Below are 23,634 nucleotides of genomic sequence, written 5' to 3'. Positions count from 1 at the left end.
CTGCCCCTTTGTGCCCGCACTATTCCCATAACCTACATTGATGTCAATAAGCAATTCAGGCGGGCTGCACCTTGTTCCGGCGCGGCTTTGCCGGGCCCGATTTCATAACCGAACGCCGGAACAGCAGCGCCCCGCCACGCACCATCAGCACCACGCACAGGCCCTGCCAGGCCAGCGCGAGGACATGCGGCATCAGCGCGGAATGTTCCGCCGCATAGGCCAGCATGGCGTATGGCGAACTGATCGGAAACACTTGCGCCACGGTTTCCAGCACCGTGCCCGGCCGCGACAGGGCAAAGCTGGCAAGGAAGAACACGATCAATTGCAGCATCGTTGCGGGCATCGACAGCGTCTGCACTTCGCGCACGGTGTTGGCCATGCCGCCGATCGCCAGGAACATCGATCCCAGCAGCAGATAGGCCATCGCGAAATAGACAAAGCCCAGCCCCAGGAACAGCGGCCAGCCGACCGCCGGCGTGGCCAGCAGCGGGATCGTGCGCATGCCGAACACCACCATCATGCCATAGCCACAGCCCCACACCGCAATGCCGACCATGCTGACCGCCAGCATCGCAAACAGCTTGCCCAGAAACAGCGCGTCCATCGGGATCGAGGCGGCCAGCACTTCGATGATCTTGTTGGCCTTTTCCTCCACCAGATTGGACAGCACCATGCCCGCCAGCAGCATCGTCAGCAGGAACAGCAGCAATTGCCCGGCCTGGGCGGTCACCACCTGGCCATTGTGTTCGTGCGCGGCGGTGGTCACCACCACATCGGTGCGCACCGCAGGCATCGCCACAGGTTCGCCCGAGCGCGCGCGCGCCGCAAACAGCGCGATCATCCCGCGCCATTCATCCGCCCGCCCCTGCGGCGCGGTCAGCACCGGCGCGTCGAGCGTGCCGGTCACCACGGCGGCCAACTGGCGGCGCTTGAGCACGGCGCGGGCATCGAACGTGGCGCCGGGTTCGGTGCGCGCGATCACCTCGAAATCGGGCGCGCCGCCCGGCATCTTGTCGACCATCGCGGCGCGCGCGGCGACCAATTGGTCACCCTGCTGCGCGGGCATGGCGATGCCGATCACCGCCTTGTCGAGATCGTGCTGCACGCTGGCGCCGATCATCCCTGCGAAAAAACCGACGATGATCGGGAACAGTGGGCCGAGCAGAAAGAAGATGAATGCCTTGGAAAACACCACGGCGACGAAATCGCGGCGGGCAATCACCCAGGCGGCGCGCAAACGTTCGGGTATCATTTAACGGCGCCCCTTTCGGCCAGTCGCTTCGACCTCTTCGCGGTTTTCCTCCAGCGCGCGCGCCGCCGCCTCTCCGGCGATGGCAACAAACGCATCGTGCAGCCCGGCGCGTTCGATCGACAGGCTGAGGATGCCCGCATTGCCCTCGATCAGCGCGCGCAACAGCGGCTCGACCCCGGTTTCGGGCAACGTGAAATACCAGAACGCATTGCCCCCGGCCTTCACATCGCAGCGCGCGTCGGCGGGCAGCGCGGCGCGCCAGCCGCCATCGGCGACGCGCGTTTCCAGCCGCACTTGCGGGCGCAAGCGGTCGCGCGCGACATCGACCGGGCCGGCAAATGGCACTTTGCCCCCGGCGATGATCGCCACCTGGTCGCACATCCGTTCGGCATGGGCGATGACATGGGTGGAAAACAGCACGGTCGCCCCGCGCGCCGCAAGGCCGCGGATCAGTTGCTCAAGCCGCCCCTGGTTAAGCGCATCGAGCCCGGAAAACGGTTCATCCAGCACAACCAGATCGGGATTGTGGATCAGCGTGCCGATCAATTGCACCTGCTGCGCCATGCCCTTGGACAACTGGCGGATCTGGCGGTCGGCGGCATGACCCAGACCATACTCGTCGAGCATCTGGCGCGCACGGCGGCGCCCTTCGGCCAGCGGCACCCCGCGCAGCGCGGCCAGGAACGCGATCGCCTCGAACGCCTTCATCGAGGGATAGAGCCCGCGCTCTTCGGGCAGATAGCCGATGCGGCGGGCGACTTCGGTCGGTCGTTCGCTGCCCAGCACACGGCGATAGCCCTGATCGGGATCGATGATCCCCAGCAACATGCGCAGCGTGGTGGTCTTGCCCGCGCCGTTGGGGCCGAGCACGCCATAGATCGCCCCGCGCGGCACCGAAATGTCGACGCCATCGACGGCAATCGTACCATCGAAGCGTTTGACCAGCCCGCGTGCCTCGATCGCGAGGTCCGGCGCGGCATTGCCCATTGCCGACGTTTCCCCCACAAAGCTTGCCATTGGTTCGTATCTCATGACCTGCGCATTAACTCTAGGCGATGAACGGACGGGGCAGCAAGTTTGGTTAACGACGTGTCAGCATTTGCCCAAAGGATCAGGAACGAGGCGCGCGCGCTGGGCTTTGCCGCCTGCGGCTTTGCCGACGCGCGTGAAGACCCCCTGCGCGCCGCGCGGCTGGAACAGTGGCTGGGCGAAGGCTGCCACGGCACGATGGAATGGATGGAGACGCGCCTCGACCATCGCCGTTCGCCCCAGGGCCTGTGGCCCCAGGCGCAAAGCGTGATCGCGCTGGGCATGAGCTATGCCCCCGCCGCCGACCCGCTGGCGCTGGACCGCGTGGCCGATCGGGCACGGATCTCGGTCTATGCCCAGGGCGGGGACTATCACGACGTGGTCAAGCGCGCGCTGAAGGCGCTGGCCCGCTGGATCGTTGCGCAAGACCCCGATGCGGGGGTCAAAGTGTTCGTCGACACCGCGCCGGTGATGGAAAAGCCGCTGGGCGAAGCGGCGGGGCTCGGCTGGCAGGGCAAACACACCAATCTGGTCAGCCGCACGCACGGGTCGTGGCTGTTTCTGGGCGCAATCTACACCACGTTGCCGCTACCCGCCGACGCACCCCACGCCGATCGCTGCGGATCGTGCACCGCTTGCCAGACCGCCTGCCCCACCCAGGCGTTCCCTGCGCCCTACCGGCTCGATGCGCGGCGTTGCGTGTCGTATCTGACGATCGAGCACAAGGGGCCGATCGACCACGAATTTCGCGCCGCACTGGGCAACCGCATCTATGGCTGCGACGATTGTCTGGCGGTGTGCCCGTGGAATTCGTTTGCCCAGGCCGCAGCGGCGAATCGCGCATTCCTGCCGCGCGCCGAACTGACCGCGCCGCGTCTGGGCGATCTGCTGATGCTCGACGATGCGGGGTTTCGCGCGCTGTTTTCGGGATCACCGATCAAGCGCATCGGGCGCAACCGGTTTGTCCGCAATTGCCTCTATGCGGCGGGCAACAGCGGCGATGCCACGCTGTTTGCGCCGGTGCAGCGCCTGTTGAACGATCCCGACCCGGTGGTGGCCGATGCCGCCGACTGGGCGCTCGACCGCCTGATCAGCGCCCTGCCGGTGCCATAGCGAAATCCTCCCCGTGCCGGGGAGGATTCAGGCGAGTTCCTTGAGGAGGACGCTGGTATCGGCCAGCCGTTCGGGTGCGATCACCGCGCCGGTTTCGACCAGTTTCTTGCCCTGCACATAGTCCTTGACCGCGTTCACACAGTCGAGCGCGATCACGCGGCCCTGTTTGAGGTAGATCACCGAAAAGCTGCGTGCCGCCGGATCGCCGCGCGTGACGGTGGCATCGTGGCCGATCGACAGGCCGACGGTCTGCAGGCGCAAGTCATACTGGTTGGACCAGAACCACGGCACCGCCTTGTAGGGCACCGGGTTGCCGGTGATCGCCCGCGCCACGCAAGTGCCCTGATCGTTGGCGTTCTGCACCGATTCGAGGCGGATCGTGGCGCCGTCGGCATAGCTGTTGGCATGCGCGGCGCAGTCGCCGATGGCATAGACATTGGGCAGGCTGGTGCGGCACAGATCATCGACCTCGATACCGTTGCCACCTTTGGTACCGGCGGCCAGCAGCGGCGCAATGGCGGGGATGATGCCGATCCCAACGATGACGATGTCGGCCGGCAGCACTTCGCCATCGGCCAGCCGCACCCCGGTCACTTTGTCATCGGCGCCTTCAAGCGCGGCCACCGCCACATTGGTGCGCAGATCGACGCCATGCGCGCGGTGTTCGGCTTCATAGAAGGCCGACAGCGCCTCGCCCGCCACGCGCGCCAGCACGCGCGGCAGCGCTTCGAGCAAAGTCACATGCACCCCGAACTTGGTCAGCACGGCGGCGGCTTCGAGCCCGATATAGCCGCCACCGATCACCACCGCCCGGTTCGCCCCGGCGTCGAGTTCGGCCATCAGGCGGTCGGCATCGGCACGCGTGCGCACCGCATGCACGCCGGCCAGATCATGCCCGTCGAGCGTCAGGCGGCGCGGATCGCCCCCGGTCGCCCAGACCAATGCGCCATAGGCGATGGTCTCGTCTGAATCGGTGGTCACCGTCTGCGCCACCGGATCGACCGCGACAACTTCGCTGCCCAGCGTGAAATCAATCGCTTTGTCCGCCCAGAACGCCGCCGGGCGAATCATGATGCGGTCAAACGTCTTGTCGCGGGCGAGATATTCCTTGGACAGCGGCGGGCGTTCGTAGGGAAATTCCGGCTCGCGCCCGATCACCCGGATCGATCCGGCGAACTGGTTCTGGCGCAGCGCGATCGCGACTTGCGCCCCACCATGTCCGGCCCCAACGATTACCACATCTGCCATTGCACACGCCTTTTGCCCAAACCCGGATTGCCGGATTTGGACAAAAGCTGCGGCGCGTCAACCGATCGCGACCAAAAATGTCCGCGATCGGCAAGTATTATCGCATCAATAACGTGCGCGCCTGCCCGGCCAGTTGTGCCAGCATCGCCGGGGCCGCCGCACCGCTGGCCTGCGCCCGGGCAATCAAGGCACGGAATTGCGCCACCGGCCCGGCATGCGTGGTCAACCAGGTCGCGGTGTGCGTGGCCGGGTCGGCCTGTCCCGCGCGCGCCAGGAATTCCAGCCGCATCTGCTGGAAATCGCGCGCCAGACCCGCCACCAGCAGGCGTTCCCATGGATCGGAGGGTGAGGCACGGCTGGCCGCCTGCTGCGCCCAGTCGAGCCCCAACGCCTGGCCCAGATCGGCAAAGGCGCCGGTCAGCGCGGTTGCATCGACTTGCCGTTCGGCCGCCAGATGCGCAAGGCCGATCGCGCCATCCATGTCATAGAGATGGACCACCCGCGCGGCGATATCACCCGGGATGCCCGCTGCGGCCAGGTCGGCGGCCAGACGGCGCCCTTCGGCCTGCGCCTCGCCGCGCAACAGTTCGGCGGCGGTGTGCGACAGCAACCCGACGCCGCCCGCCAGATCCTCGATCAGATCGTCGATCCGCTGGGTGCCACGCCCGGCGCGCAGCACGTCGGCGATATGGCCGCGCAGCGCCCGCGCGGTGCGATCATACATCGCCAGCCGCGCGTCTTCGGCCATCTCCGCCCGGTCGAGCATGTCCCAGGTGGTGGTGCAATCGAGCAGGCGTTCGGCGGCGACAAATGCCGCCGCGACTTGCGCCAGGCTGCACCCTTCTTCTTCGACCAGTTCGAACAGATGCACCGCACCCAACCGGTTGATGATCCGGTTCGACAGCTTGGTCGCGATGATTTCGCGGCGCAGGCGGTGGTGGACGATCTCGGTTTCGAACGCTTCGTGCATCGCGGGCGGAAATGCCGCGACCAGCTCGCTTTCCAGCACAGCATCGTCGACCACTTCGCTGTCTTCCAGCGCGCGCTGCAAGGCCAGCTTGGCAGTCGACAGGATCACCGCCAGTTCGGGCCGCGTAAAGCCATGGCCCGAGGCCGCGCGGCGGGCATAGTCTTCGGGTTCGGCCAGGCCTTCGTTGGCGCGATCGAGTTCGCCCGCATCTTCGAGCACGTCGATCAGCCGCGACAGCGCGGGCACCACCGCCGCGCCGCCGCGCTCGGTCACCGACAGCGCCAGCGCCTGCAACCGGTTGTCGGCCAGCACCAGATCGGACACGGCGTCGGTCATCTCGACCAGCAGACGCACGCGCGCTGCTTCATCCAGCCGCCCCGACCGCTTGGCCGCGGCCAGCGCGATCTTGATGTTGACTTCGTTGTCCGAGCAATCGACCCCGGCCGAATTGTCGATGAAATCGGTGTTGACGCGCCCGCCATGGGTCGAAAACTCGATCCGCGCGGCCTGGGTCATGCCCAGATTGGCACCTTCGCCAACCACCCGCGCGCGCACCGCCGTGGCAGGGACGCGCACCGTGTCGTTGGCGGGGTCGCCCACCGTCACGTTGTTTTCCTGGCTGGCGCGCACATAAGTGCCGATGCCGCCAAACCACAGCAAATCGACTTGCGCTTCGAGGATCGTCGAAATCAGCGATTCGGGGTCGATTTCCGACACCGGCAGGCCCAGCAGCGCGCGCACCTGTTCGGACAGCGGGATCGCCTTGAGGCTGCGTGGATAGATCCCGCCGCCTGCGGAGATCAGGCTGCGGTCATAATCGTCCCAGCTTGACCGGGGCAGCGCAAACAGCCGCGCCCGTTCGGCCCACGACAGCGCCGGATCGGGATCGGGGTCAAGGAAGATGTGGCGATGGTCGAACGCCGCCACCAGCCGGATCGACCGGCTGAGCAGCATGCCGTTGCCGAACACGTCGCCCGACATGTCGCCCACGCCGATCACCCGCACCGGGTCGGTCTGCACATCGACGCCCAGTTCGCGGAAATGGCGCTGCACCGAAATCCACGCGCCCCGCGCGGTGATGCCCATCGCCTTGTGGTCATAGCCCTTCGACCCGCCGCTGGCGAAAGCATCGTCGAGCCAGAAGCCGTGTTCTTCGGCAATGGCGTTGGCGATGTCGGAAAATGTCGCGGTGCCCTTATCGGCGGCCACCACGAAATAGGGATCTTCGCCATCGTGGACTACGACATCGGCGGGATGCACCACGTCACCCGCGACCAGATTGTCGGTCAACGACAACAGCGCGCGGATGAACACCTGGTAACTGCCGCGCCCTTCGGCCAGCCAGCCGTCGCGATCGCGCACCGGATCGGGCAGGTGCTTCGGATAGAACCCGCCTTTGGCCCCGGTCGGCACGATCACCGCGTTCTTGACGCGCTGCGCCTTCATCAACCCCAGCACTTCGGTGCGGAAATCGTCGCGCCGGTCGGACCAGCGCAAACCGCCGCGCGCAATCGCCCCGGCGCGCAGATGGATGCCTTCGACTCGCGCCGAATAGACAAAGATCTCGCGCCACGGCACCGGGCGCGGCAGGCCGGGTACCGCCGCCGAATCGATCTTGAACGCCAGCGCCTCGTGCCCCGCCGGAGCAAACGCATTGGTGCGCAAGATTGCCGCCACTGCGGCATGGAACGCGCGCAGCAACCGGTCGTCGCTGATCGCGGGCACATTGGCCAGCCCTGCGCGAATCGCTGCCTCGGCCGCTTCGGCGCCGGCCTCGCGGTCGCCATCAAAGGCCGGATCGTGGCGCGCGACAAACAGCGCGATCAGCGCGCGCGTCACATCGCCCGCGCGGCGCAGCGTGGCCACCGCGCCGGCCAGATCGACGGTCACCCCGGTCTGGCGCAAATAGCGATACCATGCACGCAACCAGTTGGCCTGGTGCGGCACCAGCCCGACCGTGGTGATCAGCCGGTTGAAACCGTCGTTTTCAGCGCTGCCGTTGAGCACGGCGGCCAGCGCCTCCTCGATCTCGGCCTTGCGCGCAAGCAGGCTGTCGACTTCGCCATCGCCGGGCAAAGTGACCAGGAAATCATGAATATAGCCCAGCTTGCCGTTCGCCAGCGCGGTCGGGACTTCCTGCAGCACCTTGAAGCCAAAGTTTTCCAGCACCGGCACCGCATCCGACAGCACGATTGCGCCATCGCGCTGATAGAGTTTCAGCCGTACGTCTTCTTCGGCGCCCAGCCGGTGCAACCGCGCCGCGCGGCGCGGTGCGTCGGGGGCATGCAGCACGCGCAGCGCGCGGATATCGTCCGCCGCCTCGACCGGGCCATAGGCGTGGCGATAGCCGACCGGAAAGGCATCGGCATAACGCCCGGCGATCGCCGCCGCGCGCGAGGGATCTTCGGACCGGGCGAGTTCGGCTTCGACTGCGGTTTCCCAGCCGCGCACCATCGCCTGCAACGCATGATCGAGCGCGACGGCATCGGGCTCCAGGCTGCCTTCGCGGATATCGAGCACAAAGCGGTTGATCGCCAGCGCGTTGGCATCGACTTGCAGGCTCCAGTCGATCACTTGCGCGCCGATCGCGTTTTCCAGCATCGCGCGCACGCGTTCGCGCACTTCGGTCGATTGCGCATCGCGCGGCAACCACACAAAGGCATAGAGATGGCGCCGCAGCATCGCCGGGACGAGTTCCAGGCGCGGGCGCGGCCGATCGACCAGGCTCATCATGGTGGTGGCAATGCGTTCGAGATCATCGTCGGCAAAGCTGATCAGCAGATCGTGCGGAAGCGCGGTCAGCGCATGGACCAGCGCCTTGCCAGCATGGCTTTGCGGCGACACGCCCAGCCGACTGCTGAGATCCTCCAACTGGCTGCGCATCAGCGGCACGCGATCGGGCGCGGCGGACAGCGCATTGCTCGTCCATACCCCGGCATGCACCGACAGCGCGACGATCCGCCCTTTTTCGGACACCGGCACGATGAACAGATCGAGCGGCACGGCGCGGTGCACACGCGATGTGCGGTTGGCCTTGACCACCAGCGGCGTGCGCGCGGGCAGGCCGGTTTCCCCGGCATGGTCGAAATAGGCAAAGGCGCGGCCGTACGACCCCTTGCTGAGCAGCGGTGTCGGGCTGGCACGGCAAATGCCCAGAGCATCCTCGATCCGACCGTCGCGGTGACGCACCACGCGGCCCAGTTGGGTCAACATGCCATCGGCCAGCCAGCGCATCAGCGCCGCCGCTTCGGCATCGGCCAGCGTGCGCGCGTCTTCAAGCATGGCCGCCTGCATGCGCGGCCAGTCGGCGACGGCGGCATGGACATCACCGAGCGTGCGATGCAGCGCCTCGACCAGCGCGCGGCGGGTGCGCGCATCGACGCGTTCGGTTTCCAGATAGATGATCGATTCGCGCAGTTCGCCGATCGCCTCGCCCTCGGGCAGCGCCACCAACCGGCCGTCGGCTGCACGCCGCACCGCCACCACCGGATGCACCAGGCGATCGATCGCCAGACCATGCTGGGTAACCGTGGCACAGACCGAATCGACCAGAAACGGCATGTCGTCGTTGACCACCGCGATGCGCAGGAAACGTGGGGAAGCGCCCGTTCCGGCGACGCTCTCGATCGCCAGCGACGGATCGGCGCCCTTGCGCCGGGCGGCCGCGCGCATGGTAAAGCGGGCGGCTTCGGCCAGCCGCGCGGGATCGAAATCGACCGCGTCGGAGGGCAGCAGCGAATCGGCAAAACGCCCGGCCAGGCTCGCTTCGAGCGCGGTGCCGGACAAGACGGTATCAGACAGCGTTGACATAGGGTTCCTTCCCGCGCAGGCCTGCGATGATTACAGGAACGTATAATTATATTTTATAACTGCGCATGATTCGTACAAAGCTAAACGCGCCGTGTCGCGCAGGCAACCCCTTGGCGATCACCGGTCTCTTAACCCGCGCAAATTAACCTGTGATGGCAGGCCAACGCCAGTGGCTTTGCCTATCCGGCCATAATTGTTTCATGGCACGTTGCTGCAAGTGACGGTGTTTCAAGCGACCAGGTCGCGCACAGCGGCCATCGTCAGCTCCAGGCTGCGGCGGCGATGCGCGGGATCGAACGTTGCGCCCGACACGATCAGCTCGTCCGCCTGCGTGCGTTGGCGGAACGCATCGATCCGTTCGGCCACGGTGCGCGGCGAACCGATCGCGGAAACCTGGCGCATATGGTCGAGCATCGCGCGGGCGCTGTCGGGCAGGCTGTCGCGATAGCCGGGCACGGGTGGTGGCAGCCGCCCGGGACTGCCGGTGCGCAGCCGCACGAACGACTGATCCATCGAACTGGCCAGCAGCACCGCCTCGTCATCGCTGTCGGCGGCCATGACATTGATCGCGGCCATCACATGCGGCGCATCGAGCGTGGCCGAAGGCTGGAACTTTTCGCGATAGAGCGCCAGTGCGGCATCGAGATGATCGGGCGCAAAGTGCGAGGCAAAGGCATAAGGCAGGCCCAGCAAGGCGGCCAGTTGCGCGCCGAACAGGCTCGACCCCAGAATCCACAGCTCGGGCTGCGCGCCAAGACCGGGATTGGCCTGCAACGGCAGGCGCGGATCGCCGGCAAACTGCGCCTGCAATTCGACCACGTCGTTGGGAAAATCTTCGGCCGAACGGTTCACATCCTTGCGCAGCGCGCGCACGATGCGCTGATCCGCACCGGGCGCGCGGCCCAGCCCCAGATCGACCCGCCCGGGAAACAGCGCATCGAGCGTGCCGAACTGTTCGGCAATCACCAGCGGGTTGTGGTTGGGCAGCATGATCCCGCCCGCACCGATCCGGATGGTGCGCGTGGCATCGCCGACATGCGCCAGCACCACCGCCGTCGCGCCGCCCGCGATCCCGGTCATGCCGTGGTGTTCAGCGATCCAGTAGCGATGATACCCGGCCGCTTCGGCACATTGCGCCAACAGCGCGGCATCGGCCATGGCGCGACTGATCGTACCGCCTTCGACCACGGGGACCAGATCGAGCACGGACAGCTTCATGACGCAAAATCCTCAAGGATGTCCGGGTGATGTGGGGCGCGGCGCGGGAGGATCAAGGGGCGCAGGCGTTGCCGGGCCGAGTTGCGCCAGATATCCGCGCGCGGTCTTGGCCTCTGCGCTGTCGGGCGCGGCGGCGACGACCGAATCCCACGATCGGCGCGCGGCGGCGTCGTGCCCCGACAGCACCGCGATCACGCCCGCCTCCAGCCCGATCGCCGGATCGCGCGGGTTGAGCGTGGCGGCGGTCTCGATCAGGCCTTGCGCCACGCCAAGCTGATGTTCGCGCCGGGCGAGCGTCGCCGACAGCAGAAACACCCCTGCGTCGCCCGGCGCTTCGGCGCGGGCCTGGGTCAGTGCCGCACCGGCCTCGGCGGTGCGGCCCAGCGCCACCAGCGCGCGGGCACGGTCGGCCAGGATGGAGCCACGCCCGGCATGATCGTCATAGCCGCCCACCGCCAGCGCCCGGTCGAACCAGTCGATCGCGCGCGCGTTGTCACCATTGGCCAGCGCGGCATTGCCCGCCATCGCCATCAGCGGCACCGCACCAACCGCATCGGTGGCGGGAATCGCATCGACGGCGGCGGCAAAGGCCACTTCGGCGCCGCCAAAATCGCCATCGTCGGTCATCAGCAGGCCCAGGCATTCGTTGGGCTGCGCGCGCGCCTCGGGCGTCGGCGCCTTGGCCAGCCAGTCGTGCGCATAGGCCAGCCCGGCATCGATATCGTCGCGCCCACGCGCCAGACATTCGGCCATCGGGTCGGCGGGCGGCACCGGTTTGGTCACCACATCGCGGCGCGGGGTGATCGATGGCAGCGGCGCCTGCGGATAGACATGCGGGTCGGCCCCGACCTGCATCAGCATGGCAAAGGTCAGCAACAGGCTCATGATTCGGCAATTCCCTGCAACAGTTCTGCCAGCGTGGCCAGCACGAGCGCGATGTCGGCGCGGCGCGACAGACGATGATCGCCGTCCTTGATCAGCACTGTCTGCACATCGGCTGAACAAAGCGCCTGACCCAGCCGCAAGGCGATCTGCCAGGGCACATCGGGATCGGCCTGCCCATGCACCAGCCGCACCGGCCCGGCAAAGGCGATCGGCGCGTCGAGCTTGCGCTGCGCCTGGCCATCGGCCCAGAAACCGGAGTAGGTCGGGGTCGGGTCGGGACCATAGGGATTGTCTTCCAGCACCACCTGCCCGGCCGCCAGCCGCGCCCGGTCGGCATCATCGATGCCCCAGTCGGTGAAATCGGGCGCCGCCGCGATGCCGACCAGCCCGGCCACCCGCGCGCCCAGCCGTTCGGCCACCAGCAGCATCAGCCAGCCGCCCATGCTCGACCCGATCAGCACCACCCGCCCCGCCACGCAATGGTCGATCAGCGCGACAAGTTCATCGCACCAACGCGACAGCGTGCCATCGGCAAAATCGCCGTCGCTCTGCCCGCACCCGGTATAGTCGAACAGCAAACACCCCGCCCCGCGCGCCTGCGCCCAGGCCTGCAGCGCCTGCGCCTTGCTGCCGCCCATGTCCGAGCGATAGCCGGGCAGGAACACCAGTGTCGGCCCCTGACCGGGCGTATGGACATGGGCGATGCGGCGCCCATCGGGCAGGGTGAAGCGGGCCACCGGGGCGGCTGGTTCGGGGTTGATCATGGCCACCCGTGGTAATCCCGCAAACCGGCGGCGGAAAGGGACTTATCCCATATTAACCCTCCACGGGTATCCTGTGCGCCCATGTTCGACCGCCTGTCCAACCTGATTGCCCGGCTGTTGCTGCACCGCCGCGCGCTGCCCGTGCTGTTCGCGCTCGCGCTGGTGCTGCGCGGCGGGCTGATCGCCTGCGCGGTGACGCCAACGTCGGACGCCGACTGGTATTACAGCCGCGCGACGATGCTGTCCCATGGCCTTGGCTATCTGGGCAATCACGGGCAACCGACCGCGTTCTGGCCGGTGGGCTGGCCCTGGCTGCTGTCACTGGCGTTTCGCGTCGGCGGGGTGTCGATCTGGACGGTGGGCGCGGTCAACTGGCTGGCCTCGGCGCTGACCGGGTGGCTGCTGCTCGATCTGGCCCGGCGCTGGAGCGGGTCAGAACTGGCCGCACGCGGCGCGCTGCTGGCCTGGGCGATCTATCCCAATGCCATGCTCTATGTGCCGCTGGCGCTGACCGAAACGGCGTATACCGCGCTGTTGATGGCCGGGATCTGGCTGTTGACCACGCGGCGCGGATGGGCCGCGGTGGTCGTGGCGGGGCTGGTGTTCGGGCTGGCCACGCTGGTCAAGGCGCAGACGCTGGTGATCGTGCCCGCGATCCTGGCGGTGATGCTGTGGCGCACCGGCGATGTCTGGCGGCGCCTGCCGGGCGTGGCGGGGCGCGGGCTGGTGCTGTTGCTGGCCGCCGCGCTGGTGATCGCGCCGTGGACTTTGCGCAACCACCGCGAACTGGGCACGTGGGTGACGGTTTCGACCAACGGCGGGATCACCCTGTTGACCGGCAACAATGACAGCGCGCGCGGCGGCTATACCCCCGACGATCCGCTGGTCCGCTCGATCGACGCGCTGAAAGACCGCGACGAAATCGCCTATGACACCCGCGCGCGCCAGCTTGGCACGGGCTGGATCGCGGCGCATCCGGCACGCTTTGCCGCGCTGGCGCCGCTGAAAGTCTGGCACTTGTGGGGGCCCGACGGCGAAGGGCAATGGGCCTATGAGACCGGATCAGGGGCCTTTGCTGCAGCCCCCCACGCGTTCCTGGTGCTGCGGGCGGTCAACCAGGTGTGGTACTGGCTGTTGCTGGCGGCGTTTGCCGTGGCGCCATGGCGCATCGCGCGGCGGCGCATCGACTGGTGGCTGGTGCCTTATGTCGTGGCGCTGTTCCCCACCGCGATCGCGATCGCGTTTTCGGGGCAATCGCGGTTCCATTATCCGGCGATGCCGTTCGTGTGCCTGATCGCCGGGTGGGTGCTGGCCGACTGGATCGCGCGGCGGGAGGTCTGACTGTACGTCAGTGCAGCTTGGTATGCCCCCTTTCGAAACGGGGCGGTTTCTGCCAAAGCGGCGGCTTCCCGCAACGTTTGGTGTTATGGTCTCATGTCCGAATTGCTTACGATCACGCTGCCCGATGGTTCCGCGCGTCAGGTCGCGCCCGGCACCACCCCGGCACAGATTGCGGCAGCGATCGGGCCGGGCCTGGCCAAGGCGGCGATCGGCGCGCGCGTCGATGGCGAATTGTTCGACATCACCCGTCCGCTCGAACACGATGCGCGCCTGGCGCTGGTGACCGCGCGCGATGAAGCCGATGCGCTCGAACTGGTGCGCCACGATTTTGCCCACGTGCTGGCCGAGGCAGTGCAGGCGCTGTTCCCCGGAACGCAGATCACCTTTGGCCCGTCGACCGACGACGGGTTCTATTACGATTTCGCGCCCAAGGATCGCCCGTTTACCGAGGACGACCTGCCCGCGATCGAGGCGAAAATGCGCGAGATCATCGCCGCCGACAAACCCCTGCGGCGCGAAGTGTGGGCGCGCGCCGACCTGATCGCGCGCTGGCAGGCCACTGGCGAAAGCTTCAAGGCGCAGTGGGCCGCCGAACTGCCCGAAGGCGAAGAGCTGACGGTCTATTGGTCGGGCGATGACTGGTTCGATATGTGCCGGGGACCGCATCTGGCCTCTACGGGCAAGCTGGACCCGGCCGCGTTCAAGCTGACGCGGGTGTCGGGCGCCTATTGGCGCGGCGACCAGAGCAACGCGATGCTCAGCCGCATCTATGGCACCGGCTGGCTGACCAAAAAGCAGCTCGATGCGCATCTGACCCGGCTGGAAGAGGCCGCCAAGCGCGACCATCGCAAGCTGGGCGCGGAAATGGACTTGTTCCATCTGCAATCCGAAGCGCACGGTTCGGTGTTCTGGCACCCCAAGGGCTATCGCATCTGGCGCGAGCTGGAGGCCTATATGCGCCGCGCCATCGATGGCGCGGGCTATCGCGAGGTGAAAACCCCGCAAGTGATGGATGCGCGCCAGTGGGAAGCATCGGGCCACTGGGGCAAATATCGTGAAAACATGTTCGTCATCCCCGACGAAGTGCCCAACACCGACGATGACGGCCCGGTGATCAGCGGCGAGGCCGACTGGATGGCCCTGAAGCCGATGAACTGTCCCGCACACGTGCTGATTTTCCGGCAGGGGATCAAATCGTACCGCGAACTGCCGCTGCGCATGGCCGAAATGGGCTGTTGCCACCGCAACGAACCGCACGGCGCCCTGCACGGCATCATGCGGGTGCGCCAGTTCACCCAGGACGATGGGCATATCTTCTGCCGCGAAGACCAGATCGTCGACGAAGTGGCGCAATTCTGCCAGTTGCTCGACCGCGTCTACAAAGATCTGGGCTTTCCCAAATATGCCGTAAAGCTGGCGCTGCGCCCCGAAAAGCGGTTCGGTTCCGACGAGATGTGGGACAAGGCCGAAGCCGAACTGCGCGAGGCGGTCGAACGCGCCGGCATGGCCACGCCCGAATTCGGCTGGGAAGAATTGCCCGGCGAAGGCGCGTTCTATGCGCCAAAGCTGGAATTCCACCTGACAGACGCGATCGGACGCACCTGGCAATGCGGCACGATCCAATCCGATCGCGTGCTGCCCGAACGGCTGGATGCGAGCTATATCGGCGAAGACGGCAACCGGCACCGCCCGGTCATGCTGCACCGCGCGATCCTGGGCACGTTTGAACGCTTCATCGGCATCCTGATCGAACATTTCGCCGGCCGGCTGCCAACCTGGCTGGCCCCGGTGCAGGCGGTGGTGGCGACCATCGTGTCGGATGCCGACGATTACGCGCAGCACGCCGTCGCCACGCTGGCCGCCGCCGGAATCCGGGTGGAAAGCGACACCCGCAACGAAAAGATCAACCTGAAAGTGCGCGAACACTCGTTGCAGAAAGTGCCGTTCCTGCTGGTGGTGGGCAAACGCGAGGCCGAAGAAGGCACCGTGGCGATCCGCCGCCTGGGCGAACAGGCGCAACAGGTGCTGCCGCTGGCCGAAGCGCTGGCACTGATCAAGGCCGAGGCGACCGCGCCCGATCTGGTGTAATGGTCAAAGGGGGCGTGGACCGACCACGCCCCCCTTGTTCGCGGCTGTAACGCGGTCTTAAAGAGAATAATGGCATAAGCGTTTCCACTTAGGGGCAACTCATGTGGATTCGGGCATGACCATGCAATTTCGCCATTTGCCGGAAAACGTGCTGGTCGAGGGGACGATCAGCGACGAGGCGATTGTCGCGCTGCGGCGGCAGATCTGGCCCGATGGCGTGGTCGATATCGACGAAGTCGAGGAAATTCTGGCGCTTAACGAAGAGGTCCGGCGCCCGAGCAAGGCGTGGATCGGCTTTTTCGTCGAAGCGGTCACCGAATTCCTGATGAACACCAGCGAACCGCGCGGCTATCTGTCCGAGGCGCAGGCCGATTGGCTTATCGTGCGGATGGACCGCGACGGGCGGCTCGATTCGCCCGCCAAGCTCGAACTGCTGGTGCATCTGCTGGAACGGATGGACGGGACGCCCGCGCGGATGAACGCCTATATCCTGGTGCAGATCGAACGCGCGGTGGTGTTCGGCGCGGGGCCGACGCGCGATGCCGATCATCCCGGTACGCCGCCCGCCGGGTGTATCACCGCCGAAGAATGCGCGCTGATCCGCCGGGTGATCTTTGCCCCGTCGAGCACGGGCGCATCGCATGTCAGCGTCGAAGAAGCCGAAATGCTGTTCCGCATCAAGGACGCGACGCTGGGCGCCGACAACGCGCCCGAATGGCAGACGCTGTTCGTGCAGGGCGTCGCCAATTACCTGCAAGGCTGGCAGGGCGCGCGCATGCCGAGCGCCGAACAGGAGGCCGCGCACCAGCGCTTTCTCGATGGACGCAATCCCGGGGTCGGCGGCGTGCTGCGGAAGATGGCGCGGCTCAGTCCCAACGGCCTGTTGTCGGAAGTGCGCAGCGGCGGCTTTGGCCGACGCCAGCCACCGCGCGATCATGTCGCCGAACAGCGCGCGACCTTTGCCGTCACCGACAGCGAACAGAACTGGCTCGACACCCAAGTCGCCACCGATGGCGAAGTCGATCCGCTGGAGGCCGCGTTGATCGCCTTTCTGCGCGACGATGCGTAAAGGGGGCTGAACAGCATGGAACGCAAACGCAATATCCAGCCGGAAACCGAACACCGCCGCAACCAGCCCCGCGCCTGGCGCGCCAGCGCACTGCCCGCCGAGCCCGAGCGGCGGATCGGCCCACGCCACGAAATTGCCACCGACGCCAATGCCACACCGGTGCGGCTGGTCGATCTGTCAATCAATGGATGTTGCATCGGCTTTACCACCGCGACCGATTTCCGCCCCGGCCAGTTCATCCGGCTGGGCTTTCCCGGCGAAAGCGACGTGGTGCGCGCGATCGTGCGCTGGACCGAGGGCCTGCGCATCGGCGCCGAATTCACCCGAAGCCTGCCCAGCGAACGCATCGAAGCGATCCTGGGGCAAGACCGCAACCCGCTGGTCGGCTTGCTCTAGCGTCTGTTTCGAAAGTCGCCGGTCGGCGACTTTGTGCCACCCACCGCCCCGCACCCCCGGCCCAACCGCCCACAGGGTACCTTAAATGGGCGGTTGGGCCGGGGGCGCGGGGCGGTGGGTGGCACTTTCAAACAGACACTTAAACGGTAAAGCTCTCACCACAGCCGCAAGTGCCCTTGGCATTGGGGTTGGCGAAGGTGAAACCGGCCTGAAAGTCGTCTTCGACCCAATCCATCGTGCTGCCGATCAGATAGAGCACCGAGGCGCCGTCGATGAACAGCGTGCCGCCGGGGGTGACGATGCGTTCGTCCATCGGACTGGCCGCGTTCACGTAATCGACCGAATAAGCCAGGCCCGAACAGCCCCGGCGCGGGGTCGACAGCTTTACCCCGATCGCATCGGCGGGTGCCTGCGCCATCAGGGCGGCCACGCGGGCCTGTGCCGCCTCGGTCAGCGCGACCGCGGCGGGGCGTTCGCGGGTCGGGCGGCGCTGTGTGACAGTGTCCATGGTTACAGCATCCCCAGTTCGAGTTTGGCTTCGTCGCTCATCTTGGCCGGGTCCCATGGCGGGTCCCACACCAGATTGACCTCTGCATCGCGCACGCCGGGCACCGCGCTGACGCGCAGTTCGACTTCGGCGGGCATCGATTCTGCCACCGGACAATGCGGCGTGGTGAGTGTCATGGTGACGGTCGCATGCGCCTGGTCATCGATATCGACGCCATAGATCAGGCCCAGATCATAGATGTTGACCGGGATTTCGGGGTCATAGATTTCGCGCAGCGCGGTGACCACGCCTTCGTAGAGTTCGCCGCCGGGTTCGTTGGCGCCCAAGCCCTTGGGCGTTTCGGCCAGAAAACCTTCGAGATAGTCGCGCTTGCGCGCCAAAGTCTCCGACACAGTCTCGTCCTCGACCCGCGCGCGGGGGGGGGCGGCGACGCCGTCGACTTCCTCGATGATGAACTTGCGCTCCTCGGTCATGCGAAAATCCTCAAAGTACGTTCGATCCCGCGAACCAGCGCGGCGATATCGGTTTCGTCGTTGTAAAGCCCAAAGCTGGCGCGCGCAGTGGCCGGCACGCCCAGATGCGCCATCAGCGGCTGCGCGCAATGATGGCCGGCGCGGATCGCCACGTTTTCCTCGTCGAGAATCGTGCCCAGATCGTGCGGATGCACACCTTCGAGCGTGAAGCTGACGATCCCGGCGCTGTCAGCCCCGCCGAACAGGCGCACCGCGTTGATCCGCCCGAGCGCGTCGCGTGCACTCGCCACCAGCGCGGTTTCGTGCGCGTGGATCGCCGCCAGCCCGTTGTCGGCGACAAACTGCGCGGCGGCGGCAAAGCCGATCGCCTCGGCAATCGCCGGGGTGCCCGCTTCAAAGCGCTGCGGCGCAGGCGCCCAGGTGGTCTGTTCGAACGTGACGCGGTCGATCATCGACCCGCCGCCCTGCCAGGGCGGCATCGCGTCGAGCAGATCTGCGCGCGCCCACAAGGCGCCGATCCCGGTCGGGCCATAGAGCTTGTGCGCCGAAAACGCATAGAAATCGCAGCCCAGCGCGGCCACATCGACTGGCAGGCGGGCCACCGCCTGACAGCCGTCGATCAGGATCTTTGCCCCCACCCCATGCGCCAGCGCGACCGCGCGGCGCACATCGAGCACGCTGCCCAGCACGTTCGACACATGGGCAAACGCCACCAGCTTGTGCGCCGGGGTCAGCATGCGTTCGGCGGCATCGAGATCGATCGCACCATCGTCGGTCAGCGGGCAGACATCGATCGCGATCCCGGTGCGATCCCGGATCAGTTGCCACGGCACGATGTTGGAATGGTGTTCCAGCACCGACAGCAGGATGCGATCGCCGGGCTTCAGATTGGCCACGCCCCAGCTTTGCGCGACCAGATTGATCGCCTCGGTCGCGCCGCGCGTAAACACCACTTCGTGTTCGGCGCCGCCGATCAGGGCGGCCACCGCGCGCCGCGCGGCCTCATAGGCCAGCGTCATTTCGGCCGAACGGGCATAGAGCCCGCGATGCACCGTGGCATAGTCCGGGCCCAGCGCGCGGGCCACCGCGTCGATCACCACATCGGGCTTTTGCGCGGTGGCCGCGCTGTCGAGATAGTGCCAGCGCGCGCCATCGGGGGTCAACAGCCCTGGAAAGGCATCCGCGCGGGTTGCTTCGCGCACAGTCACAGCAAATCCTCCAGCGCGGCCAGCGCCGCCGTGGTCAGGCGTTCCTCATCATCCGCCCCGGCAAAGGCCTCGGCCAGAAAGGCCTGCAGCATCAGCGCCTTGGCAGCGGCAGGCGGCAGCCCCCGGCTGGCCAGATAGAACAGCCCGTCCTTGTCGAGTTCGCCGATCGCGCAGCCATGCGCGCATTTCACGTCATCGGCATAGATTTCCAGTTCGGGCCGCGCGTTGGCACTGGCCCCGCGATCGAGCAGCATGGCGCGGATCGACTGTTCGCCATCGGTACCGACGGCCCCGCGATCGACCACCACACGGCCCAGATAATTGCCCGTCGCGCGCCCCGCCATGACTTGCCGCACGATCTGGCGCGAAATGGCATCGGGCGCGGTGTGGACGACTTCGGTAACGATTTCGACGCGATGATCGGCGCCCGCGACTTGCGCCGCGCCAAAGTGGAACTGCGCCCCGCGCGCCAGCGCAACCCGTACAGCCACCCGACCATAGCCGCGCGCGGCGTTGAGTACATGCAACGAAAGATGCGCGCCTTCGCCCAGGGTGATCGCCAGGTCGCGCACTTCGGTGCCGGCGCCTGTCAGCACCAGCGTATGCGCCGCACTTTCGCCCGCATCGACCACGATCGCCTGTTGTGCGACCGGCCAGACCGTGGCCAGCGCGGCAAAGTCGGCATAGCGCCAGGCCTCGTCATGGCGGGTGGGCAGCGCGGTCATGCGAGCACGCCTTCGTAACCCTGCTGTTCGAGTTCGAGCGCCAGGTCGGCCCCGCCCGAGCGCACGATCCGCCCGCCCGCCAGCACATGGACGAAATCGGGTTTCACATAGTCGAGCAGGCGCTGATAATGCGTGATCAGCAGCACCGCCTTGTCGGGCCGCCGCATGATCGCGTTGATCCCTTCGCCGCAGACTTTCAGCGCGTCGATATCAAGGCCCGAATCGGTCTCGTCGAGGATCGCCAGCTTCGGGTCGAGAATGCCCATCTGGACCATTTCGGCGCGCTTCTTCTCGCCGCCGGAAAACCCGACATTGACCGGGCGCTTGAGCATGTCGGCATCAAGCTTGAGCAAGCCGGCCTGTTCGCGCGCCAGTTTCAGGAACGCCCCGCCCGACAGCGGTTCCTCGCCGCGCCCCTTGCGCTGCGCATTGAGCGATTCGCGCAGGAACTGCACCATCGACACGCCGGGGATTTCGACCGGGTACTGAAAGCCGAGGAACAGGCCGGCCGCCGCGCGCTCGTGCGGTTCCAGCGCCAGCAGATCCTGCCCGTCGAACGTCACGCTGCCGCCGGTCACCTCGTAACCGGGGCGCCCGCCCAGCGTATAGCCCAGCGTCGACTTGCCCGCGCCATTGGGCCCCATGATCGCATGGATTTCGCCCGCGTTGATGGTCAGCGACAGCCCCTTGAGGATCGGCTTGTCGGCAACGGTAGCATGAAGGTTGTCAATGGTCAGCATGATCGGACTTTTCGTAAAAAATGGGATGGATTGTGGGAAGCCGGCCATCATCAAGCCCCTCCCCTTCAGGGGAGGGGTTGGGGTGGGGCCCCACCCAACGCACCGACGCGCGGTGCAACGCGGACAGGATCGAACGCAACACCCCGTCAAGGTTGGTCATCACATCATGGTTGGTCATCACATCATGGTTGGTCACCCGCACCACGCGCATGCCATGGCGCGCCAGCGCATGATCGCGCCGCATATCCGCGTCGGGGTCGTGCGTGTCGCCATCGACTTCGACAACCAGCGCTTTCGCCGGGCACAGGAAATCGGCGATATAAGGCCCGATTACGGCCTGGCGGCGGAACTTGTGGCCGTCCAACTGGCTGTTCGACAGCGCGCGCCACAGGCGTTTTTCGGGTTCGGTGGGGTTGCGGCGCATGTCCGCCGTCCGGTTGTTCAATTCAGCGAGGAGCCCGGCGGACAGGCCCCATCCCCGCCCCCTCCCCTGAAGGGGAGGGGAGTTCGTGCGTCGTGCGTCCTGTTGGGGCGAAAGGGTCATCCGACCGAGCCTTCGAGACTGATCCCCAGCAGCTTTTGCGCCTCGACGGCGAATTCCATCGGCAACTGTTGCAGCACTTCGCGGGCAAAGCCGTTGACGATCAGCGCCACGGCATCCTCCTGCGACAGGCCGCGCTGCATCGCGTAGAACAACTGGTCGTCCGAAATCTTCGACGTGGTCGCTTCATGCTCGATGATCGCGGTGGGGTTCTTCACCTCGATATAGGGCACGGTATGCGCGCCGCAGGTGGCGCCCAGCAGCAGACTGTCGCACTGGGTGTGGTTGCGCACCCCTTCGGCATTGGCCGCCACGCGGACCAGGCCGCGATAAGTGTTGTTCGACTTGCCCGCGCTGATCCCCTTCGACACGATCGTCGAACGGCTGCCTTTGCCGTTGTGAATCATCTTGGTGCCGGTGTCGGCCTGCTGGTGATTGTTGGTCACCGCGACCGAGTAGAATTCGCCGACGCTGTCTTCGCCGTTCAACACGCAACTGGGGTATTTCCAGGTGACCGCCGATCCGGTTTCGACCTGGGTCCAGCTCACTTTGCTGCGCGCGCCCTGGCACAAGGCGCGCTTGGTGACGAAATTGTAGATCCCGCCCTTGCCTTGCGCATCGCCGGGATACCAGTTCTGCACGGTCGAATACTTGATTTCGGCATCGTCGAGCGCGACCAGTTCGACCACCGCGGCGTGAAGCTGGTTTTCATCGCGTTGCGGCGCGGTGCAGCCTTCGAGATAGGACACATAGGCGCCCTTTTCGGCGACGATCAGCGTGCGTTCGAACTGGCCGGTATTTTCCGCGTTGATGCGGAAATAGGTCGACAATTCCATCGGGCAGCGCACGCCTTCGGGAATGTAGACAAAGGTGCCGTCGGAAAACACCGCGCAGTTGAGCGCGGCAAAGAAATTGTCGTGCATCGGCACGACTTTACCCAGCCAGCGCCGCACCAGATCGGGAAATTCGCGCACCGCCTCGCTGATCGAGCGGAAGATCACGCCCGCGCTTTCCAGTTCCTTGCGGAACGTGGTGGCGACTGAAACCGAATCGAACACCGCGTCGACCGCGATCTTGCGCGCGCCTTCGACACCGGCCAGCACGGCCTGTTCGGCCAGCGGAATGCCCAGCTTTTCATAGATGCGCAGGATTTCGGGATCGACTTCATCCAGGCTCTTGGGCCCGTCCTTGGTCTTTGGCGCAGCCCAGTAATAGGCCGCCTGGTAATCGATCGGCGGGATCTGCAGCTTGGCCCAGTCGGGCATCGGCATCGTCAGCCAGTGGCGATAGGCCTTCAGACGCCAATCCAGCATCCATTCCGGCTCGTCCTTCTTGGCCGAGATATAGCGCACGGTTTCTTCGGACAGGCCCCTGGGCCCATATTCCTGCTCGATATCCGACGACCAGCCGTGTTCGTAGTCGGCCGCACGCGCTGCCGCCTCACGGGCGGCGATATCTTTCACGGCGGGTTCGTGTTCGCTCATGCCTGCATCTCGATCATGGTGGGAGTGGGCGCGGCCAACTGGCTGAGCGACACGCCGGCGAGCGCCCCGCGCAACGCGGCATCGACCAGCGGCCAATGGGGCCGTACCGAACAGGCGCTTTCCAGCGAACAGTCGGGACGGCCGGTGTCAGTGCGCAGCCGTTCGCTGCAGGCGGCCATGGCAATCGGGCCTTCGACCGCCTCGATAATATCGGCCAGCGAGATTGCCGCCGCCGGACGGGCCAGCGTCAGCCCGCCATGGGCGCCACGCACGCTGCGCAACAGCCGCGCGGCCGACAGCTTGCTGACCAGTTTCTGCACCGTCGGCGCGGGCAGCCCGGTTTCATCGGCCAGTTGCTGCGCCGAAATGCGCGCATGCCCGCAATGCCGCGCGGCTGCGGTCATCGTCACCACGGCATAGTCGGCCATGCTTGACAGGCGCATTCTCAAAAAGACCTTTGGCGACAGCGGGATCGGCCCCGCAATTCAAATCAGACTGATTCGGTCCAGTTATCTAGGTATCGCATCCGCGTCTGACAAGATGGCCCCTTGCCCTTTTGGGCAGGTCGCCCAAAGGCGCCGCCATTCACCCGCACCCTGGGGCTGCCCGCGCCACCCACCCGGCAAGTTCGCGCAACGATCAGCCCGGCCAGCGCGCAATGGGTTCCATTATGGATGCAATATTGGCGATCCGGCCCGCCAGAACGCGCCAAAAAAACAGGCGACCGAAACTGAACGTTTCGGCCGCCCTAAAGTCGAGAACCCGATACATC

20 protein-coding genes are annotated in these 23,634 nt (G+C 66.2%); 5 read left to right on the top strand and 15 right to left on the bottom strand.

The window, feature by feature from the left end; translation table 11 throughout:
* Nucleotides 1–55 precede the first annotated feature (55 nt).
* Nucleotides 56–1,252 (bottom strand): ABC transporter permease, encoded by a 1,197-nt coding sequence (locus AQZ49_RS07810; protein ID WP_067614679.1) that lies wholly within the window; start codon nt 1,250–1,252, stop codon nt 56–58.
* Nucleotides 1,253–2,269: an ABC transporter ATP-binding protein gene (locus tag AQZ49_RS07805; RefSeq protein WP_369819103.1), complete on the bottom strand. Its 1,017-nt coding sequence runs from the start codon at nt 2,267–2,269 to the stop codon at nt 1,253–1,255.
* Nucleotides 2,270–2,341: 72 nt separating this feature from the next.
* On the opposite strand from AQZ49_RS07805, the gene queG reads away from it, so the two are divergent.
* Nucleotides 2,342–3,394 (top strand): tRNA epoxyqueuosine(34) reductase QueG, encoded by a 1,053-nt coding sequence (gene queG / locus AQZ49_RS07800; RefSeq protein WP_369819093.1) that lies wholly within the window; start codon nt 2,342–2,344, stop codon nt 3,392–3,394.
* 27 nt (nt 3,395–3,421) lie between these two features.
* Here the strand turns inward: queG and AQZ49_RS07795 are convergent, their stop codons facing one another.
* The 5 genes from AQZ49_RS07795 to AQZ49_RS07775 form a co-directional block, all read right to left on the bottom strand.
* Nucleotides 3,422–4,642 (bottom strand): NAD(P)/FAD-dependent oxidoreductase, encoded by a 1,221-nt coding sequence (locus tag AQZ49_RS07795; protein WP_067614675.1) that lies wholly within the window; start codon nt 4,640–4,642, stop codon nt 3,422–3,424.
* A 97-nt stretch (nt 4,643–4,739) separates the two neighbouring features.
* Complete coding sequence (locus tag AQZ49_RS07790; RefSeq protein ID WP_067614673.1) at nt 4,740–9,422, bottom strand: NAD-glutamate dehydrogenase domain-containing protein; 4,683 nt, start codon at nt 9,420–9,422, stop codon at nt 4,740–4,742.
* A 228-nt stretch (nt 9,423–9,650) separates the two neighbouring features.
* Complete coding sequence (locus AQZ49_RS07785) at nt 9,651–10,640, bottom strand: LLM class flavin-dependent oxidoreductase (protein ID WP_067614671.1); 990 nt, start codon at nt 10,638–10,640, stop codon at nt 9,651–9,653.
* 12 nt (nt 10,641–10,652) lie between these two features.
* The gene (locus AQZ49_RS07780; RefSeq protein WP_067614669.1) at nt 10,653–11,525 is read right to left on the bottom strand and encodes a tetratricopeptide repeat protein; all 873 of its coding nucleotides are present in this window, start codon (nt 11,523–11,525) and stop codon (nt 10,653–10,655) included.
* A complete protein-coding gene (locus AQZ49_RS07775; RefSeq protein WP_067614667.1) occupies nt 11,522–12,289 on the bottom strand; it encodes an alpha/beta fold hydrolase in 768 nt (255 codons plus the stop codon). The genes AQZ49_RS07780 and AQZ49_RS07775 overlap by 4 nt, the downstream gene beginning before the upstream one ends.
* Nucleotides 12,290–12,370: 81 nt before the next feature.
* Between AQZ49_RS07775 and AQZ49_RS07770 the strand changes: the two genes are divergently transcribed.
* The 4 genes from AQZ49_RS07770 (at nt 12,371) to AQZ49_RS07755 (ending at nt 17,183) form a co-directional block, all read left to right on the top strand.
* A complete protein-coding gene (locus AQZ49_RS07770) occupies nt 12,371–13,630 on the top strand; it encodes an ArnT family glycosyltransferase (RefSeq protein ID WP_067614666.1) in 1,260 nt (419 codons plus the stop codon).
* A gap of 93 nt (nt 13,631–13,723) precedes the next feature.
* Nucleotides 13,724–15,718: a threonine--tRNA ligase gene (thrS, locus tag AQZ49_RS07765; protein ID WP_067614664.1), complete on the top strand. Its 1,995-nt coding sequence runs from the start codon at nt 13,724–13,726 to the stop codon at nt 15,716–15,718.
* Nucleotides 15,719–15,833: 115 nt separating this feature from the next.
* Entirely contained in the window at nt 15,834–16,787 is a 954-nt protein-coding gene (locus AQZ49_RS07760; RefSeq protein ID WP_067614661.1) for a hypothetical protein, read from the top strand.
* Between the two features lie 15 nt (nt 16,788–16,802).
* Entirely contained in the window at nt 16,803–17,183 is a 381-nt protein-coding gene (locus AQZ49_RS07755; RefSeq protein ID WP_067614659.1) for a PilZ domain-containing protein, read from the top strand.
* A gap of 139 nt (nt 17,184–17,322) precedes the next feature.
* On the opposite strand, the gene AQZ49_RS07750 is transcribed toward AQZ49_RS07755, so the two are convergent.
* From AQZ49_RS07750 to AQZ49_RS07715, 8 genes are read right to left on the bottom strand one after another with little or no spacing between them, the layout of a single operon-like run.
* On the bottom strand, nt 17,323–17,691 hold the full coding sequence (locus AQZ49_RS07750; protein ID WP_067614657.1) for a HesB/IscA family protein: 369 nt from the start codon (nt 17,689–17,691) through the stop codon (nt 17,323–17,325).
* Nucleotides 17,692–17,693: 2 nt separating this feature from the next.
* Complete coding sequence (locus AQZ49_RS07745; protein WP_067614655.1) at nt 17,694–18,164, bottom strand: SUF system Fe-S cluster assembly protein; 471 nt, start codon at nt 18,162–18,164, stop codon at nt 17,694–17,696.
* The gene (locus tag AQZ49_RS07740) at nt 18,161–19,372 is read right to left on the bottom strand and encodes an aminotransferase class V-fold PLP-dependent enzyme (protein ID WP_067614653.1); all 1,212 of its coding nucleotides are present in this window, start codon (nt 19,370–19,372) and stop codon (nt 18,161–18,163) included. The genes AQZ49_RS07745 and AQZ49_RS07740 overlap by 4 nt, the downstream gene beginning before the upstream one ends.
* Nucleotides 19,369–20,097 carry a SufD family Fe-S cluster assembly protein gene (locus AQZ49_RS07735; RefSeq protein ID WP_067614652.1) on the bottom strand — a complete coding sequence of 243 codons (729 nt, stop codon included), beginning with the start codon at nt 20,095–20,097 and terminating at the stop codon, nt 19,369–19,371. Before AQZ49_RS07735 ends, AQZ49_RS07740 begins: the two co-directional genes overlap by 4 nt.
* The gene (gene sufC / locus AQZ49_RS07730) at nt 20,094–20,837 is read right to left on the bottom strand and encodes a Fe-S cluster assembly ATPase SufC (protein ID WP_067614650.1); all 744 of its coding nucleotides are present in this window, start codon (nt 20,835–20,837) and stop codon (nt 20,094–20,096) included. The genes AQZ49_RS07735 and sufC overlap by 4 nt, the downstream gene beginning before the upstream one ends.
* Nucleotides 20,824–21,381: an endonuclease domain-containing protein gene (locus AQZ49_RS07725; RefSeq protein WP_082701642.1), complete on the bottom strand. Its 558-nt coding sequence runs from the start codon at nt 21,379–21,381 to the stop codon at nt 20,824–20,826. The genes sufC and AQZ49_RS07725 overlap by 14 nt, the downstream gene beginning before the upstream one ends.
* Complete coding sequence (gene sufB / locus AQZ49_RS07720) at nt 21,378–22,862, bottom strand: Fe-S cluster assembly protein SufB (protein WP_067614646.1); 1,485 nt, start codon at nt 22,860–22,862, stop codon at nt 21,378–21,380. Before sufB ends, AQZ49_RS07725 begins: the two co-directional genes overlap by 4 nt.
* The gene (locus AQZ49_RS07715) at nt 22,859–23,305 is read right to left on the bottom strand and encodes an SUF system Fe-S cluster assembly regulator (RefSeq protein WP_067614644.1); all 447 of its coding nucleotides are present in this window, start codon (nt 23,303–23,305) and stop codon (nt 22,859–22,861) included. Before AQZ49_RS07715 ends, sufB begins: the two co-directional genes overlap by 4 nt.
* Nucleotides 23,306–23,634 lie beyond the last annotated feature (329 nt).

The sequence above is a fragment of the Novosphingobium sp. FSW06-99 genome (assembly GCF_001519065.1).
In the GTDB taxonomy this organism is placed as follows: domain Bacteria; phylum Pseudomonadota; class Alphaproteobacteria; order Sphingomonadales; family Sphingomonadaceae; genus Novosphingobium.
Note: the sequence above shows the minus strand (reverse complement) of the source record. Positions and strands in the feature narration are given on the sequence as shown.